This window comes from Kumtagia ephedrae, from assembly GCF_003012745.1.
Lineage (GTDB): Bacteria > Pseudomonadota > Alphaproteobacteria > Rhizobiales > Rhizobiaceae > Kumtagia > Kumtagia ephedrae.
The window spans coordinates 1-16,159 of sequence record NZ_PXYK01000041.1 but is presented as its reverse complement, the minus strand read 5'-3'; the positions used below and the strand labels follow the sequence as shown (position 1 = coordinate 16,159).

Sequence of the window (16,159 nt, the reverse complement as noted above, 5' to 3'; positions counted from 1 at the left end):
GGCTTCAGCTCTCGAGAACCAGCTTGCGGAGGCGTGCGACGTCGGTGCCGATGAAGGACTGCATGCCGACGGCGACCTGGCCCGGTGCCATGCCGGCGACGAAGGCGCGGAATTCGTCGTCGGACATCGGCTTGCCGTACCACAGCACGTTGCAGAATTCTTCCGCATCGTGGAAATGGCCTTCGCCGCCGATCACCTCGTCGACGTAGCGGCCGTAGATCATGCATTCGGAGAATTTGCGGGCCGCACCGACCGCCGCCACCCAATGGCGCCGGTTGACCCGCTCGATGTGATCGCACATCGCCAGCACCGTTTCGCGGTCCCAGGCGATCAGCGTGGTGATGTAGTCGTGGCCGACGCCCTCGAGCGAGGCCAGCCCGAGCAGCTTCGCCGCGTTCACCGACCAGATGCGCTGCTGGACATGGCCGTCCAGCCCCTCGTTGAAGAGGTCGTGGTCGCGGCGGAACAGTCGCGTCCTGCCGTCGCGGCGAAAGCTCGAAAGGTCAAAGGGCCGCAGGAAGGCGACGTCGGAATCGCAGAAGACCAGCACCTCCTCCGCGACGTGGCGGGCAATCGCGATGCGGCGCAGCTGCTGCACATGCCAGCCGCGCAGCGGCTGGGTGCGCAGGCTCAGCCAGATGCGGCGCCGGAAGCCGCTCAGCGGATCGTCGAACGGGCGCAGCCAGCGGGGCAGGATATCACGCTCGTCGACGACCGTGCGGCGCGGCGTCTCCAGCCGCCGGAACAGCGCGACGTCGCGGCCTTCCACCAGGATGTAGTGATGCGCCATTCCGGCGACGTGGCGATCCGCCGTCTCGCAGAGCAGCCGGCATCGCTCGAAGTCGGGCGCATAGCTCGCCGTCACCATCACTGCCCGCGAAGCCTGCGCGGGCCTTGCGGCGAGCGGGATTCCGGTGTCCTGCGGATCGACGCGCGTGTTCACAGCGCCGCCTGCCGGCCCAGAAGCTTGTCGCGCAGCACCCGGGCGATGAACAGCGGATTGCCGACGACATAGCGCCGCCAGAGCCGCACCGGCTCGAGCGTCAGGCGGAACAGCCATTCCAGGCGGAGCTTGCGCACCAGCAGCGGCGCCCGCGGCACGGAACCGCTCATGAAATCGAACAGCGCGCCGACGGCGATCGGCAGCGTGCAATGCTCCCCGGTGAGATTGCGCCGGATCCATAGTTCCTGGCGCGGCACGCCCATGGCGACCAGCAGGATGTCCGGCCGCAAGGTGCGGATGCGCTCCAGGATCTGCTGCTCCTCGGCCTCGGTGAAATAGCCGTCATTGACCAGGACGAATTCGTGCCGCGGCATCAGCCGCGCCATGTTGCGCACCGCGCCCTCGACATTGTCGGCCTTGGCGCCGATCAGCCCGACGGTCAGCGGCCGCGCCGTCTCGCGCAGGAAGCCGGGCACGAAATCGGTGCCGTTGAGATTGGCGGGGAACGACGTGCCGTAGAGCAGCCTGGCGGCGATATCGACGCCGATGCCGTCGGGAAGGATGAGGAAATCCTCGAGCGCTGCAGCGAACTCGCCGTCGGTGGTGGCGAGATTGGCGTTGTGGGCATTGAGGAAGCTGATGCGGGTGAAGCGGTCTTCCTCGATCAGCCGTTGCAGCAGTCGCACCGCGTCATCCCAGCCGATGCTGGCGACCGACACCCCCAGGATCGTCTTCCAGCTCCTGACGCCGAACTGGGCGAATGCGGCATGGACGTTCACGCGCAGGCCTCCTGTCCGACCGAGCCCAGCGCCGCGAGGCCGCGCGCGATGGCGCGGTCGAGCGCCGCGCGCTGCGCCTCGTAGAAGCCGCGGCCGTCGACATGGCGCGGCCCGGCCGCGACGGCCTTCCGGAGCGCCGCGGCGAATGCCCGCGGGTCGTCGGCAACGACGCAGTTGGCGGGCTTCTCGGCGATGCCGCGCAGCGCGCTCGACGTGGCGACCGAGGGCAGGCCGAGCTCGAAGGTCTCGATGGTCTTCAGCTGCACCCCGGTGCCGCCGCGGCTGATCAGCGGCACGCAGGCCGCTCGGCGGATGAAGTCGTGCGCATCGGGCACGCGTCCGACGAAGCGCACGCCAGGTTGGCTCGAGGTGAGGCCGGCCGGAATGGCTCCGGCGATGCGAATCCTGAAATCGTCCGGCAGATGCGGGACGACCTCGTCGAGGAACCATGACAGACCGACGCGATTGGGCTGCCACGTCCAGGTGCCGATCAGCGCTGCATCGCAATCGATCTCCCGGCGGACCGGCGCCAAAGGCGGCGTGCCGCGGGTCACCAGCGGCAGCGCCGCCGAGCGGCCGTCCGTAGCCACGCCGAGGGCGGCGCGGTCCTCCTCCGAGAGGGTGAAGACGAAGCGGGCGCGACGGCACAGCCGGGCCTCCAGGGCTTCCAGCAGTTGCGCCTCGCGGCGGAACAGCAGGCGCTGGAAGGCGTCGGGGGCGCTGTGCGCGTTCTCGCGGGCCGACTGCGCCTCGACATTGTGGGCGACGAACAGGGAAGGCCGGTCCTCGAAGCAGCGCTCATAGGCGCCGGCCATCTGAACGGAATTGAGGACGTAGCCGTCGACATGGCCGGCCCGGCGGATCGCCGCGCGCACGGCATCGGCGCCCGGCCCGCGCAGCTTCGCCGAGGCGAAGGTCGAGCCGCTGCGCACCGCTTCTGCGAGCCACCGTACCTTCTGCATCGAACTCGCCGTCTCGTTGCGCACGTCAACGGAGCCGAGCACGATGGTCTGATCGGGGTCTGCCGGCAGACTGCCCGGCCAGGTGAAGCCGAGCACGGTCACCCGCGCGCCGGCGCGCCGCAGCGCGTCGACGATCGCCGCATTGGCAATCTCGTAGCCCGAACCGAGCGACCCGTCGGGCACGATCGAGGTGGCGAACAACAGATGCATCGGGGCCTTATCAGATCGATATTACCAGATGGCGCCCAATCGTTGACAAAACACGCATATAGTCGCGCAGCCGCGGGCGATTGCAGCCCACACCGTCCAAGGTGTTTAACGAATCCTTATGGCGAAGAATGCGATGACTGCGCGCACCAGCAGCATGCGGACGCGCCAGCCTTGCAGGACAGTCTCATTACCCTCGTGGCGACATCGCCTCACCTCGATCGCGCCGCGATCGACATCGCCGTGACCGTGCCGACGTTCCGCCGGCCGCAGCAGGTGCTGGAGACGCTCGATTCGCTCGCCGCGCAGCGGACGACGCGCCGTTTCGCCGTCATCATCATGGAAAACGACGCGGAGGGCCGGCAGGGCGCCGAGGCGGTTGCGCCGCGCCTCCTGTCCGGCGCCTTGCCGGGCCTGGCGATCATCGCGCATGAGCGCGGCAATTGCTGCGCCTACAATGCCGGCTGGCAGACGGCGCTGGAGCAGTTCCCAAACCTGAAGGCGGTCGCCGTCATCGACGACGACGAGATCGCCGATCCGGACTGGCTGGAGCGTCTTTGCGAGGCGGCGCAGGCATTCGGCGCCGACATCGTCGGCGGGCCGCAGGTGCCGGTGTTCGCCGAGCCGGCGCATGCGCATTGGGCCGAGCATCCGGTGTTCGCCCCGCCCTACCGCGCCAGCGGCCGCGTTCCGGCCCTCTATTCGTCCGGCAACCTGTTCGTCACCCGGCCCGTGCTCGACGCCATGGAGCGGCCATTCCTCGACCTCAAATTCAATTTCATGGGCGGCGGCGATTCCGACTTCCTCAGCCGCGCGGCGCAGCGCGGCTTCCGGCTCGCCTGGTGCGCCGAGGCGACCGTGCACGAGACGGTGCCGGCGCGTCGGGTCGAGCAGGACTGGATCCGGGCGCGCAGCCTGCGCAACGGCGTGATCTCGACGCTGGTGGAAAAGAAGCGCCGCGCCGGCACGCCGTTCGCAAGCGTCAAGGTCTTGCTGAAGAGCCTGGCGCTGCTGGCCGCCTCGCCGCTGCGCGGCGCGATACGCCTCGTGCGCACCGGCTCGCCGTCGATCGGGCTCTACCCGGTCTATGTGGCGGCAGGGCGGGTGATGGCCGAATTCGGATACGCCAATGAGCAGTACCGTCAGCCCGAAAAGAACTGACGGACCGGCCCTGCCGGCCTGGCTCTCGTCCGCCGGCCTGCCGACGGCGATCGCCAGCGGCATGCTGGCGATGCTGATGATCTCGTTCCAGCCGTTTCAGCCGGGCGGGTCGGGCTATGTCGCCGGCGGCAACATCGTCAACCAGCTCGGCTACGGCACGCTCGGCGCGATCTCGATCGCCTCGCTTGCCGCCTTCGCCACGCCGCGCGTGATCTCGGCGCTGTTCAGCCCGTCGCTGCTCGTCCTGTTCGGCTTCTTCCTGCTGTCGGTCGCCAATTCGCTCGATCCGTCGGCCGCGGCGCGCGCCGCCTCCTTCACCTTCATCGGCATTCTCGTCGTGGCGACGGTGCTCGCCATCCCGCGCGACGCCGACGCCTTCTCGACGGCGCTGGCGGTGGCCGGGCTGGCGACGGTGGCGCTCAGCTATGCCGGCCTGGCGCTGTTCCCCAACGAAGCCGTGCACACGACCGCCTCGGCGGAGCCGCAGCACGCCGGCCTGTGGCGCGGCGTCTTCACCCACAAGAACATCGCCGGCCCGGTCATGGCCTGCCTCGCCTTCTGCGGCCTCTACCTGTTCCGGCGCGGGCGGCGCCGGAGCGGCGCGATCCTGTTCGCCGGCGCCATGATCTTCGTGCTCAACACCGGCTCCAAGACCGCCGCCGGCCTGGTGCCGGTCGCCATGATCGTGGTCGCGCTGCCCGGCCTCTACGGCGTGCGGCCGCTGGTCGCCCTGCTGTTCTGGCTGACGGTCGCCGGCACGGCGGTGGCAACGCTCGGCATCGTCTTCATCGACCCGTTGAGACATCTCGCCGCCCAGCATTTCCCCGACCTCACCTATACGGGGCGCACCACGCTGTGGGAATTCTCCGGCGAGATGATCGTCAAGCGGCCATGGACCGGCTACGGCTACGAGAGCTTCTGGCAGACGCCGCTGCTCGAGAACAGCAGCCAGCCTTTCGACCGGGACTGGGACATCCGCGACATCGTCCACGGCCACAACGGCTACATGGACATCGCCGTCTTCATGGGGCTGCCGGCGCTGTTCGTCGCCGCCTGGGCCTTCCTCGTCGTCCCGGTGGTCGACTTCCTGCGCATCCCGCGACTGCGCGAGAACGTGCTGCTGGGCGACCTGTTCATGATGATCCTGCTGTTCACGGCGCTCAACGCCTTCCTCGAAAGCTTCTTCTTCCGCCGCGCCGACCAGGTCTGGCTGTTCTTCGTCTTCGCCGTCATCGGCATGCGACTGGTCGCGCGGTTCCCGATCGCGGGCACGAGGCCGGCAGTTGCCAGGCCGGCCGCGGCCGCCGCCGCTCGTGCCGGCTTGGCGCGGCGCTGAATCCCCGCTAGACGCGAGAACGCGGTGGCGGCCGCCGCATTTCGCTCAGCGAGGGAATTGGATCATGACCATCGGGACAGTGCTCGTCGGCTGCGGCAACATGGGCTACGCGATGCTCGCCGGCTGGCTGAAGGCAGGCCGACTGGCGGCCGCCGAGATCTTCGTGGTGGAGCCGAGCACGGAGCTGCGCGACCGCGCCGCGGCGCTCGGCGTGGCGACCGGCGCGAGCCCGGCGGAGATTCCGGCGAACGCGGCGCCACGGCTGGTGATCCTGGCGGTGAAGCCGCAGGTCATCCGCGAGGTGACGGCCGAATACCGGCGCTTCGCCGACGGCGGGACGGTGTTCCTGTCGATCGCCGCCGGTACCCCCATCGCGACCTTCGAGGCCGTGCTGGGCGCTGCCACGCCGGTGGTGCGCTGCATGCCGAACACGCCGGCGGCGATCGGCATGGGCATGATGGTCGTCTTCGCCAACCGCCAGGTGCCGGCCGCCGAGCTCGGCTTCGTCAAGGATCTGCTCGCCACCAGCGGCGCCGTCGCAGAGATCGCCGACGAAAGCCTGATGGACGCCGTGACCGCCGTGTCCGGCTCTGGTCCGGCCTATGTGTTCCACTTCATAGAGTGCCTCACGGCGGCCGGCGAAGCGGCCGGGCTGCCGGCCGAAACGGCAAAGCTGCTCGCCATGCAGACCGTCCTGGGTGCCGCAAGCCTTGCCGCCGGAAGCAGCGAGGAGCCGGCCACGCTGCGTCGGCAGGTGACCAGCCCGAACGGCACGACGGCCGCCGCCCTTGCCGTGCTGATGGGCGGCGACCGGCTGAAGAACCTCGTCGCCGAGGCGGTCGAGGCGGCACGGGCAAGGTCGGTGGAACTTGGTAAGTAGCGCCGGCGATCCCACAACGGCCGGCCACTTAAGCAGCCGGCATCGTGGAAATGCCTCTCATGCCGGCGCGCGGCTTCCAACGTTCTTCGCCACGCTCCTCGTCGTCCGCAGCGAAGCAAGGCTGTCCGCCAGCTTCCTCGACAGGCGCTGGAAGGGCCGCTCGACCAGGAAATGGCCGGCGAGCGCCGTAGCGACGACGAGGACGATCATCACGGCGACCATGACCGTGCCGAAAATCGCGCCGCCGACACCGAAGCCGTAAAGCTCCGAGCCGCCGAGGGAGAAAGTGCCCACCAGCTCGGTGCCCGTGACCTTCTGGGCCAGGCTCGCGACATTGATCATCCGGCTCTGCACGAAGATGTGCACGAGATAGATGCCGTAGGAGAGGGTGCCGAGCCAGAAGAACAGCCGCGTCCTGAGCACCCGGCTGACCAGGCCGCGCTCATGGGCGAAGATCCACAGCACGACCGCGAACAGGAACGGCGCGGCCACGCTCGCCGGCCCGCGGCCGACGGCACTGACGAAACCGACCACGGCCGCGACGGCGAGCACCTCGGCAACCGTCCACATTGTCGAGGGCTCCGATCGCACGGCACCTTGCCCCCTTGCGCGCAGCAGCCCAGGGCCGGCAAGCTGACAAAGCAGCGCGCCGAGGGAGAAGCCGTACAGGCACCTGACGAAGCCGAGATCCCAGGTGGCGTCCATGTAGTCCGGCGAGAAGGCATAGATCACTGCCGGGCCCGCGACGATCGCGGCGATGAGGGCCACCCAGATGCCGCGCCCGAGGATCAGGACGGCCGCGCCGAAAAGCAGGTAGGTCCAGAACTCCGCCGAGATGCTCCAGCTCGGCCCGTTCCAGGTGAGCCGGTCCTCGACGCCGAGGCCGTTGAGCAGCTGCAGGCTGTTGAGCAGCTCGCGCAGGCCGGTGGCTTCGGTGAACGGCGCGGCACCGTCGCCCTGCAGCGCCGGGACGGTCCAGCGGAGCGTCTCGAAGGCGACGAAAAGCAGGAGGACCGCCGCGTGCAGCGGGTAGATGCGGCCGGTCCGGAGAATGGCGAAGCGCATGTAGTCGAGCCCGGTCCCCAGCCTGTGGCAGTAGCCATGCGCGATGACAAAACCCGACAGGACGAAGAAATAGTCGACGAACAGATAGGCGTTGCGGACGAAAAGGCTTTCGGTGATCGGGCCGGCGGCCGGAAAATGCATGAGTGCGACCAGCAGCGCGCAGATGCCGCGCCAGGAATCGAGCGCCTCGAAGCGGATGCCGGCCGCTTGCGGATCGGCATGTCTCAATCTGGCACGGGCTCTCGTCACGATGTCGGTCATTTGCCGCTTACTCCTGCCGCCTTGGCACGGCCCAGCCACAACGCGGCCGCCGCCGGGAGTCGCGGTGCAACAGCCGTGCCAGGTGGTTCGGAGGATTAGCGGTAGAAGCGTTCGGATCGGATTTCAGCTGGACTGTGCGCCATACAGCATCTCGTCCTGCAGCCGGCGCAGCTCGTAGAGCCGCGTCGCGCGGTCGGGCACGGCGTTGTCGGCGGTGAGCAGTTCGCCCTTCTTCACCGGCTTCAGCACCTTGCCGCCTTCGAGCAGCCCGACCGGAACGGCCTTCTGCGCCCGCGCCTCGGCCACCGCCATGGTCCATGAGCGGTAGCAGGTCTCGCCGATCGCATCGAAGGTCTCGCCGGCGGCAAGATCGCGCTTGGCGAGCGCACACACCTCCGCCACCGGGCGCGGCAGCGGCACCATGTCCGGCTTGCCGTGCAGCATGATGCGGGCCGCCGTCAGCGGCACCTCCAGCGAGGTCAGGTGGTAGGGCCGGAAGAAGGCGTAGTAGGGGCCCTTGCCGACATGCAGGTCGTCCATGCGCTCGATGACGCGCGGATGCGTCGCCTCGACGACGACGAAGACGCCGGGGGCGACGCCCTTGCCGACGGTATAGTCGACGACGCCCTTCCTCGACAGGAGGCCGCCATGCTCGCGCGGGATCAGCACGCGCGCCAGATCGTCGCGGTCGGCCTTCGGCCCATGCATGCCGGGCACGTCGGGCACCAGCCCGGTGGCGTTGGCGATCGCCGCCATCTCGACCATGGTCTTGGAGCCGTCGACGAACTCCACCAGCATGCGCGGGTTCATGTTGCGCCGCTCCGCCTCCGCGCGATAGTCGTCCGGGACTGCGTCGTGGTTGAGCGGGTTGTTCTTGCCCTTTCCGGCCGACACGATGGTGTAGCCGAGCGCGCTGGCGAACTCGATCAGTTCCATGCAGGAGGACGGCTCGTCGCCGGCGCCGACCGAATAGACGACGCCAAGCCGGTCGGCCTGGCGCTTGAGATAGGGGCCGATGGTGACGTCGGCCTCGACATTCATCATCACGACATGCTTGCCGTGCTCCATCGCCATCAAGTCGAAATCGGCGGCCACGCCGGGCTTGCCGGTGGCGTCGATGACCACGTCGATCAGCGGGTCCCGCACCAGCAGCTCGTTGGACGTGATGGCGATCTTCCCGCTCTCGATCGCCGCCGTCACCTGCGAAGCCGTGCCGGCCTCCGCCGCCATTGCCTCGTCGCCATAGGCGATGCGGATCGCCGCGCGGGCGGTGTGCGGCCGACGGGTGGAGATGGCGCAGACCTCGACGCCCTTCATCAGCATGCCCTGGGTGACCAGATCGGTGCCCATCTCGCCGGAGCCGATGACGCCGATGCGGACCGGACGGCCGCTGTCGGCGCGCTCCGCCAGTTCGCGCGCAAGGCCGGTGAGCGCAACATTGGTCATAGGCAAAAATCCGGTTCGATCTGATCCCGCGTCCGGGCGTCGCGGCTGATAACAGCCAACCGCCCCTCGATGTCAACGGCAGCAGGAAATGGCGGCTTTTTTCCGGTCCGATACCATCTCGCCCTTGTCAGACGTCCTCCTGCTAATTAATTAGGTTTCTAACCATGTTCAATCTAACCATGTGACTCCTATGGATGTGACGGCCGCCCGAACGGCCTTCGTCGACCAGTTGACGAAGGTGAACCGCAAGATGCGCACGCTGTTCGATGCGCGCGTACGGTCGCAGGGGCTGACGCTGTCGCGGGCACGGCTGCTGATGCATCTGGCCAAGCAGGAAGGCGCGACCCAGAGCGAGCTCGCAGAAGCGCTGGAGGTCGAGCAGCCGTCGATGGTCAGCCTCATCGACGCGCTGGAGAAGAAGGGCTTCGTCACGCGCCAGTCCGTCGAAGGCGACCGGCGCGCCAAGCGCATCTTTCTCACCGAAACCGCGCGGCGCGAGGCCGAAACCATTCTCGACTACGCCGACGAGCTGCGCGAGCAGGTGCTCCTCGGCGTCGACGAGCGCGACCTCGAGGTTGCGACGCGCGTGCTGACGCAGGTGGCGCGCAACGTCGGCGCCGCCGGCTGATGCGGGTCGGCCACGATGTCCGGCATACAAGCCATGCAACGGCGAGAATCGGCCGATCCGGCAGCGGAGCGGCGGCAAGCGCAGGCCGCCGTCCCGCAGGCTGACGGGCAATCCGCGTCCGCCTCGCAGCCTGCGACGCCCCCGCCCTTCGTGCCGATGCATCCGGCGCGCGCCGGCGCTTACATGCTGGCGTCTCTGCTCCTCGCTCTCAGCCAGGGGCTCGGCATGAACCTGATCACCGCCAACATCCCGCAGATCCAGGGCGCGATCGGCGCGACCACCAACGAGGCGACGTGGATGGTCGCCGCCTATATGGCGCCGAACGTCTCGCTGTCGCTCGCGCTCATCAAGATCCGCACCCAGTACGGCCTGCGCAACTTCGCCGAGCTCAGCATCCTCGGCTTCGTCGTCGCCTGCCTGCTCAACCTGTTCATCAGCGACCTGCCGTCCGCCATCGTCGTGCGCTTCATGAGCGGCATCGCCGCCGCGCCGATGTCGACGCTCGGCTTCCTCTACATGCTCGAACCTTTCCCGCCGCATCTGAAGATGCGGATCGGCCTGCCGCTGGCGCTGACCAATATTTCGATCGGCGCGCCGGTGGCACGGCTGATCTCGCCGGCGCTGTTCGACATCGAGGGCTGGCATGGGCTGACCGTGCTCGAGCTCGCCCTGGCGATGCTCGCCTTCTGCCTGGTCTATCTGCTGCCGCTGACGCCGCCGCCGCGGGCCAAGGTGATCGAACGGCTGGACGTCGCCAGCTACCTGCTGATCGCCACCGGCTTCGGCGCAACCGCGATCGTGCTGGTGCTGGGCCGCCTCTACTGGTGGTTCGAGGCGCCGTGGCTCGGCGAGCTGCTGGCGCTGGCCGTCGTCACCGTCACAATTGCCGCGGTGATCGAGCTCAACCGCGCCAATCCGCTCATCGACGTGCGCTGGCTGACCAGCCCGGCCGTGCTGCATTTCACCGGCGCCCTGCTGATCTTCCGCATCGTGCTGTCGGAACAGACCACCGGCGCGTCCGGCTTCTTCCAGGTGCTCGGCCTCAGCAACGACCAGACGACGACGCTCTACTGGATCATCCTCGCCGCCACGATCGCCGGCGGCCTCGCCTGCACCGCCGTCATGAAGCCGGGCCGCGAGCCGCTCATCCATATGGTCGCGCTCGCCCTGCTCGCCGTCGGCGCTTTCATGGACAGCCAGGCCACCAATCTGACCCGGCCGTCGCAGATGTTCCTGAGCCAGGCGATGATCGCCTTCGCCGGCGCGCTGTTCCTGCCGCCGGCCGTGGCGAGCGGGTTGATGTCGGCGCTGAAGAAGGGACCGAACTACATTCTCAGCTTCGTCATCCTGTTCCTGACCACGCAGAGCATGGGCGGCCTGCTCGGCTCGGCCGTTTTCGGCAGCTTCATCACGCTGCGCGAGAAATTCCACTCCAATCACCTCGTCGAGCATCTGGCGCTCACCGATCCGCTGGTGGCGCAGCGCGTCGCCCAGCTCGGCAACGCCTATGGCCGCACCATCACCGACAAGACCCTGTTGAGCGCCGAGGGCATCGCCGCGCTAGGTCAGCAGGCGACGCGCGAAGCCAATGTGCTCGCCTACAACGACGCCTTCCTCATGATCGCGCTGATTGCCGTCGCCGCGCTCGCGGCGCTCCTGCTCCATCTCGCCTACGACACCATCCGCAACCGAACCGCTGTCTCCCCGGCAGCTTCGCAAACCTGACGACGACGTTACGCCCATGCCCAAGCTGTTCCGCTCCGCCGCAACCCTTCTTGCCATCGGCCTTGGCGCCGCCGGCCTGACGCTGGTCCTCTATGCGTGGCGTCTGCCTCCCTTCACATCGACGGTCGAGACCACCGACAATGCCTATGTGCGCGGCCAGGTGACGATCATCGCGCCGCAGCTCGCCGGCTATGTCGCGGAGGTGGCGGTGCAGGACTATCAGCAGGTGAAGGCCGGACAGCTCCTGGTGCGGCTGGACGACCGCATCTTCGCGCAGAAGCTGGAGCAGGCGCGCGCCACGCTGGCCGCCCAGAAGGCGGCGCTCGCCAATTCCGAGCAGCAGCGGCTGTCCGACGAAGCCCGCGTCAGGGCCAGCGAGGCGCAGGTCGAAGGCGCGCGGGTCGCCCTCGACGTCGCCCAGTCCAACCGGGCGCGGATCGAGCCGCTGCTGAAGCGCGGCGTGGTCACGGCGAGCGAAGCCGACAAGACGCGCTCAACGGCCGACCAGGCTCGGGCCACCCTGACGCAGATGCAGGCCGGGCTGGACGTGTCGCGCCAGGAGCTGCAGGCCACGATCGTCGGGCGCCGGTCCCTCGAGGCCGCGGTGGAAGGCGCGGAAGCGGCCGTGCATCTGGCGGAGATCGACCTGCAGAACACGTGCATCACCGCGCCGCAGGACGGCCGGCTGGGCGAGGTCGGCGCGCGGCTCGGCCAGTACGTCTCGGCCGGCACGCAGCTGCTGGCGATCGTTCCGGAAAAGATATGGGTCATCGCCAATTTCAAGGAGACGCAGCTCGCCGGCCTGAAGATCGGCCAGCCGGTCAGCTTCCGCGTCGACGCCCTGCAGCATGCGGAGCTGACCGGCAGGATCGAGCGCTTCTCGCCGGCGGCCGGTTCGGAATTCAGCATCCTGCGGCCCGACAACGCCACCGGAAACTTCACGAAGGTCGCCCAGCGCCTGCCGATCAGAATATCGATCGACCCCGACCAGCCGCTCGCCGGCACGCTCGCGCCGGGCATGTCCGTCGTCGTCACCGTCGACACGGCTTCCCTGCCGGCGACGGAGGTTGCGATCCAGTGACGGCGGCAGGCGGCCACGCCTTCGCTGCTCGGACGATCGGCGGGATAGCGTGTCCACGCCAAGGTTATCTCTGGAAAATGGTGCTGCCAGAGAGGATTGAAGCCTTCCGCACCACCAATCAGGCACTGAAAACATTAGGTTTTCCGCGCTTTCACGCCGCCAACCTGTAGCACCCAACCGTAGCAATCGCAAGGTTGCTGCTTAACGCCAGCTACAGGACACCACCATGAAGCGTAAGTCTAAACGTCAGCAACAGGCCGCTTTCGAGGCCACCCCGCTCATCACCCCCGAGCGGCTCCGCGCCTTGCCGCAGGAAATTTTCAACCTCGCCGCATGCCCGCCCTGGGTTGGCAGCGTCTTCCTCTTCTCAACCAATCCGGACGATGAGGAGGACACCTCTTCCATGCAGGCCATCATCCCGGTGGGAGGCGTCAACCCAGTAGTGGTCAAAATGAGCACCCTCGCCGCTGCGGTCCTCTTCGAGCTAAGCCGCTCCGGACACTCCTTCGCGGCCAACTCCAATCACGGTACGCCGCCGAAGGTCTATCTCAAAATGTCCTTTCGAGGCGCTGCCCACCTCAACGTGAATGCCCGCCGCATCCTTTTCGGGGCCGTGGCAGGCGAGGCGACCAAAGCGCTCTGGCAAGAGCACGACCTTGACCCCGAGAACACTTACGTCGAGCCGGACCCGCATCCGCGCAACGATTCTCGCGCCGTGGCTCTAGAGGAGGTCGAGCGGCTTGTGGCGAGGCGCCAAGCGGATGGAACGTGGCCCGAAGCTCACTCCGCCAAAGCCTATCTGGCTAATCTCGGGCTCCTCTTCCGGCTCCTTGACGAGTCCGCAGGGCTCTATGACGACGATCTTCGGCAGCTATTCGATTGGCTGGATGAAGATGACGCCGAACCCGAAAACGACAACTGAGCGGCGTGCCTCCACCCGCTTGGCTAGCAACATGGAGCGCGGCCTTTAGGCTGGTCTCCGTAACCCGGCTGGCCAACTCCCCCAAGGGTCACCTTTCCGAGAGGTCACTCTAGAGGCGGCGGCAGAGCGGTTCCCCCCGGTGCCCCGGATGGGACCCAAAGCGTTCCATGATGTCACCCCGTTCGCGCATCCCGCCCGGTCTGTCCTTGGTCCGCCTCCGCTCTGCCGTCGCCTCTGCTCTGTCGTGGTTCGGTCCTGCCCACTCATCGCTGCTGCCAATAGGGCAAGGTTCTGTCAGGATGCTCGCGTTGTCAGGTTCTAGGGCAAAAGAGACTGCCACTAGGGTTGACATTGACTTTTGGCAGACTCATGTTCTAGCTTCTAGAGGCTATTGGCAGCATTGGAAGGAAGCCAGCGACATGTTGACGGGATACGCAAGGACTAGCACCACAGACCAGACGGCCGGGCTTGATGCCCAGCTTGAAGCCCTCAAGGCGGCAGGATGCGAGCGCATCTTCAAAGAGCACGCCTCCGGGGCAAAGCAGCGGGACCAACTTGACGAAGCTCTGCGGTTCCTCCGAGAGGGCGATACGCTGGTGGTGACGAAGATGGACCGGCTCGCCAGAGACCTCCGCTCCCTCCTCGACATTGTGAAGGACCTTGAGGACCGGGACATCGGCCTGCGCATCCTCGACTTTGCCGGAGAGACCATCAACACTCGCTCCGCAACCGGCAAGCTGCAACTCGCCATGTTCGCGGCCTTCGCGGAATTTGAGCGGACCATGATGCTGGAGCGCCAGCGGGCCGGCATAGAGAAGGCGAAGGCGGAGGGGAAATATACGGGCCGTGCCCCCAAGGCGATGAACCAAAAGGACAGCATCAAGGCGCTTGCTGCGGAGGGCCTCACGCGGGCCGCCATCGCCTCCCGTCTCGGGGTCAGCGAACGAAGCGTCTACCGCGCCCTTGCATGAGAAAGGATCGAATGAACGCCATCAATCATCACCAACACCAAGCCGGACCCCGTTGTGCCATCCTCGGGTGCGGCAGGCCCGTAGCCGCCCCGAAGCACCGGCCTGTCCAGCAATTCCATTGCGTCTACCACGTTCAGCGCAAAGCCCGGCACGGCTCGCATTGGCATCCGGGCTATCGCGCGGCCGACCTCAAGCCCTACGTGAAGTGCGCCGAAAGCTGGCTCAAGGCCAACGCCGGGCACCCTCTCGCCTTTGCCGCTTGGCAGGAACTCAACGTCAAGCTGGCGATGGCAGGGCCGGTAGACCCCGCAATGAACCTGAGGGGACGCTCACCGGCCTATAGGGCGCAAGTGGCCTTTGCGCGGCTCCGAGAGGCAAACATCAACCCGGATCGCCTCATCGCCATCTGTCTCGCAACGGCGGCATTGATCGAGGACGACAGGGGCTCCCACCGTGTCCGCGAGTTCCGCATTGTGCAAGCCGCCAAGGCCGTTCACAGGCTCGCCAGCGGCACGCATCGCAGTTGGAACATTGAGACCCGAGACGGTCGCATGGTGCCCTATACGCTGCATGCCTATCCGCGATCCTCCGGGCTGGTCATGCGGCGGCTAGGGGAGGCGCTGGAGAAGGCCTGCGAAGGCCTGGCCTCAGTTGCCATCCCCGCCATCATCGCCGCCAGAAGGCATCGCTACGGGCCGCATCCGTCGCACCTTCCGGGCTGGCGACAAGCGCCCATGAAGTTGCCGACGCGGCGGGTTGGAGAATGATAGCGGCAACCACACAAACGAGTGACCTACTTGGGCTTCTGCATCAGCGTATGTTGGCGCCAGGGCGGCATTGGGCGGCGCGGAAGGGAGCTTGACGTCAGCGACAGAAAGCGGCCGTGCGGCTGCTCGAAGTCCTCGCTCACGGCGCTTCTCTGCGCCTGCTTTCGGCCGTTCCGGTGAGTGTTCCTTAGCCCGCCCCATATGGCTTCTGGTGGGCCTCCTGGTCGGCTCAAAGAGGCCTTCCCCGTGAGCCGCCTTCAAGCTGAAGAGGGTGAGGAAGGAGATACCGATCAATCCTCCTCCGACTTCTGGTTCAACCCATGGCTTGCCTGTGAGGGGCCGCTCTTAGCTCCCTGGGTGGATTGCGTCACGACGCTCTATTTTGAAGCCCAGCCGAGAGCGCGACGCCCCAAAGCCGACCAAGTGGAAAGGGTTCGTGCAGTCGTCTCCACCATCATCGCCAATCTCTTTCAGTTCCACCGGAGCACCCATAAAGCCGACCGTATAGCCGTGCCCGTTAAGCACACCACAGGCTCCCGCTATGACCGCCCAGGCTTCCGCCAGCTCGGCCCGGTAATCGACGCCATGGCGGCCAAAGGTCTCCTCATCAAGCACCCCGCGCATTTCCATAGGCGGCGCACCGGGATAGCCGCCAAGGGGGATCTTCTAGCCGCCCTTATGGACCCCGGTGTTCGCCACGAGGAAATCAAGGAGCTTGAAGGCCGCGAGGTGCTGATCCTCAAGGCTCGCATGGGGCGCGGCCCAAAGGGCAAGCCGCTGCCGTCCGAATTGGTCGACTACGAGGATACCGCCGAGACCAACGCAATGCGGGAGGAGGTGATGGAGATCAACCGCTTCCTCGCCTTCCAATGTATCGAGCTTCATGGCGAGCGGCAGGCTGTCAAACGGCTTGCAAAACTGACCCCGGATCGGCGTCCAATTTTGACCCCCTTTTGGTGCACGACGTTGAGCGCCCGACCGGGTAGAGCTGGTCGGGGTTGCGCAGCCCGGTCGGGCGCGTTGAT

The 16,159-nt window shown here is 67.1% G+C and carries 15 protein-coding genes; 10 read left to right on the top strand and 5 right to left on the bottom strand.

Going from position 1 to position 16,159, the window contains the following annotated elements; all coding sequences use genetic code 11:
- Window positions 1-4: 4 nt before the first annotated feature.
- The 3 genes from C7I84_RS27270 to C7I84_RS27260 are packed head-to-tail and all read right to left on the bottom strand — an operon-like array spanning window position 5 to window position 2,894.
- Window positions 5-943: a DUF6492 family protein gene (locus tag C7I84_RS27270; protein WP_425351410.1), complete on the bottom strand. Its 939-nt coding sequence runs from the start codon at window positions 941-943 to the stop codon at window positions 5-7.
- Window positions 940-1,722 carry a WecB/TagA/CpsF family glycosyltransferase gene (locus tag C7I84_RS27265; protein ID WP_106775368.1) on the bottom strand — a complete coding sequence of 261 codons (783 nt, stop codon included), beginning with the start codon at window positions 1,720-1,722 and terminating at the stop codon, window positions 940-942. Before C7I84_RS27265 ends, C7I84_RS27270 begins: the two co-directional genes overlap by 4 nt.
- Window positions 1,719-2,894 carry a glycosyltransferase gene (locus tag C7I84_RS27260; RefSeq protein WP_106775367.1) on the bottom strand — a complete coding sequence of 392 codons (1,176 nt, stop codon included), beginning with the start codon at window positions 2,892-2,894 and terminating at the stop codon, window positions 1,719-1,721. Before C7I84_RS27260 ends, C7I84_RS27265 begins: the two co-directional genes overlap by 4 nt.
- Window positions 2,895-3,080: 186 nt before the next feature.
- Here C7I84_RS27260 and C7I84_RS27255 point away from each other — a divergent pair, with 186 nt between their 5' ends.
- From C7I84_RS27255 to proC, 3 genes are all read left to right on the top strand, one after another.
- Window positions 3,081-4,052, top strand: a complete 972-nt coding sequence (locus tag C7I84_RS27255) for a glycosyltransferase family 2 protein (protein ID WP_425351411.1) — start codon at window positions 3,081-3,083, stop codon at window positions 4,050-4,052.
- Window positions 4,021-5,388: an O-antigen ligase family protein gene (locus C7I84_RS27250; RefSeq protein WP_106775365.1), complete on the top strand. Its 1,368-nt coding sequence runs from the start codon at window positions 4,021-4,023 to the stop codon at window positions 5,386-5,388. Before C7I84_RS27255 ends, C7I84_RS27250 begins: the two co-directional genes overlap by 32 nt.
- Window positions 5,389-5,452: 64 nt before the next feature.
- Entirely contained in the window at window positions 5,453-6,268 is an 816-nt protein-coding gene (proC, locus tag C7I84_RS27245; RefSeq protein ID WP_106775364.1) for a pyrroline-5-carboxylate reductase, read from the top strand.
- A 57-nt stretch (window positions 6,269-6,325) separates the two neighbouring features.
- Here the strand turns inward: proC and C7I84_RS27240 are convergent, their stop codons facing one another.
- Together C7I84_RS27240 and C7I84_RS27235 are read right to left on the bottom strand one after the other, a co-directional pair.
- Window positions 6,326-7,594, bottom strand: a complete 1,269-nt coding sequence (locus C7I84_RS27240; protein ID WP_106775363.1) for an acyltransferase family protein — start codon at window positions 7,592-7,594, stop codon at window positions 6,326-6,328.
- Between the two features lie 123 nt (window positions 7,595-7,717).
- Window positions 7,718-9,040: an NAD(P)H-dependent oxidoreductase gene (locus tag C7I84_RS27235; protein WP_106775362.1), complete on the bottom strand. Its 1,323-nt coding sequence runs from the start codon at window positions 9,038-9,040 to the stop codon at window positions 7,718-7,720.
- A 190-nt stretch (window positions 9,041-9,230) separates the two neighbouring features.
- On the opposite strand from C7I84_RS27235, the gene C7I84_RS27230 reads away from it, so the two are divergent.
- The 7 genes from C7I84_RS27230 to C7I84_RS27200 all read left to right on the top strand — a co-directional run.
- Window positions 9,231-9,668 carry a MarR family winged helix-turn-helix transcriptional regulator gene (locus C7I84_RS27230; protein WP_106775361.1) on the top strand — a complete coding sequence of 146 codons (438 nt, stop codon included), beginning with the start codon at window positions 9,231-9,233 and terminating at the stop codon, window positions 9,666-9,668.
- Between the two features lie 156 nt (window positions 9,669-9,824).
- A complete protein-coding gene (locus tag C7I84_RS27225) occupies window positions 9,825-11,393 on the top strand; it encodes an MFS transporter (RefSeq protein ID WP_245428637.1) in 1,569 nt (522 codons plus the stop codon).
- A gap of 16 nt (window positions 11,394-11,409) precedes the next feature.
- On the top strand, window positions 11,410-12,474 hold the full coding sequence (locus tag C7I84_RS27220) for an HlyD family secretion protein (RefSeq protein WP_106775359.1): 1,065 nt from the start codon (window positions 11,410-11,412) through the stop codon (window positions 12,472-12,474).
- A gap of 226 nt (window positions 12,475-12,700) precedes the next feature.
- Window positions 12,701-13,396, top strand: coding sequence for a hypothetical protein (locus C7I84_RS27215; RefSeq protein WP_106775358.1), 696 nt, complete (start codon window positions 12,701-12,703; stop codon window positions 13,394-13,396).
- Between the two features lie 419 nt (window positions 13,397-13,815).
- The gene (locus tag C7I84_RS27210; protein ID WP_106775357.1) at window positions 13,816-14,367 is read left to right on the top strand and encodes a recombinase family protein; all 552 of its coding nucleotides are present in this window, start codon (window positions 13,816-13,818) and stop codon (window positions 14,365-14,367) included.
- Between the two features lie 11 nt (window positions 14,368-14,378).
- Window positions 14,379-15,134, top strand: a complete 756-nt coding sequence (locus C7I84_RS27205) for a hypothetical protein (protein WP_245428633.1) — start codon at window positions 14,379-14,381, stop codon at window positions 15,132-15,134.
- 246 nt (window positions 15,135-15,380) lie between these two features.
- Window positions 15,381-16,159 (top strand): hypothetical protein (locus C7I84_RS27200; RefSeq protein WP_133170176.1); only part of this gene is annotated, 779 nt, incomplete at its 3' end.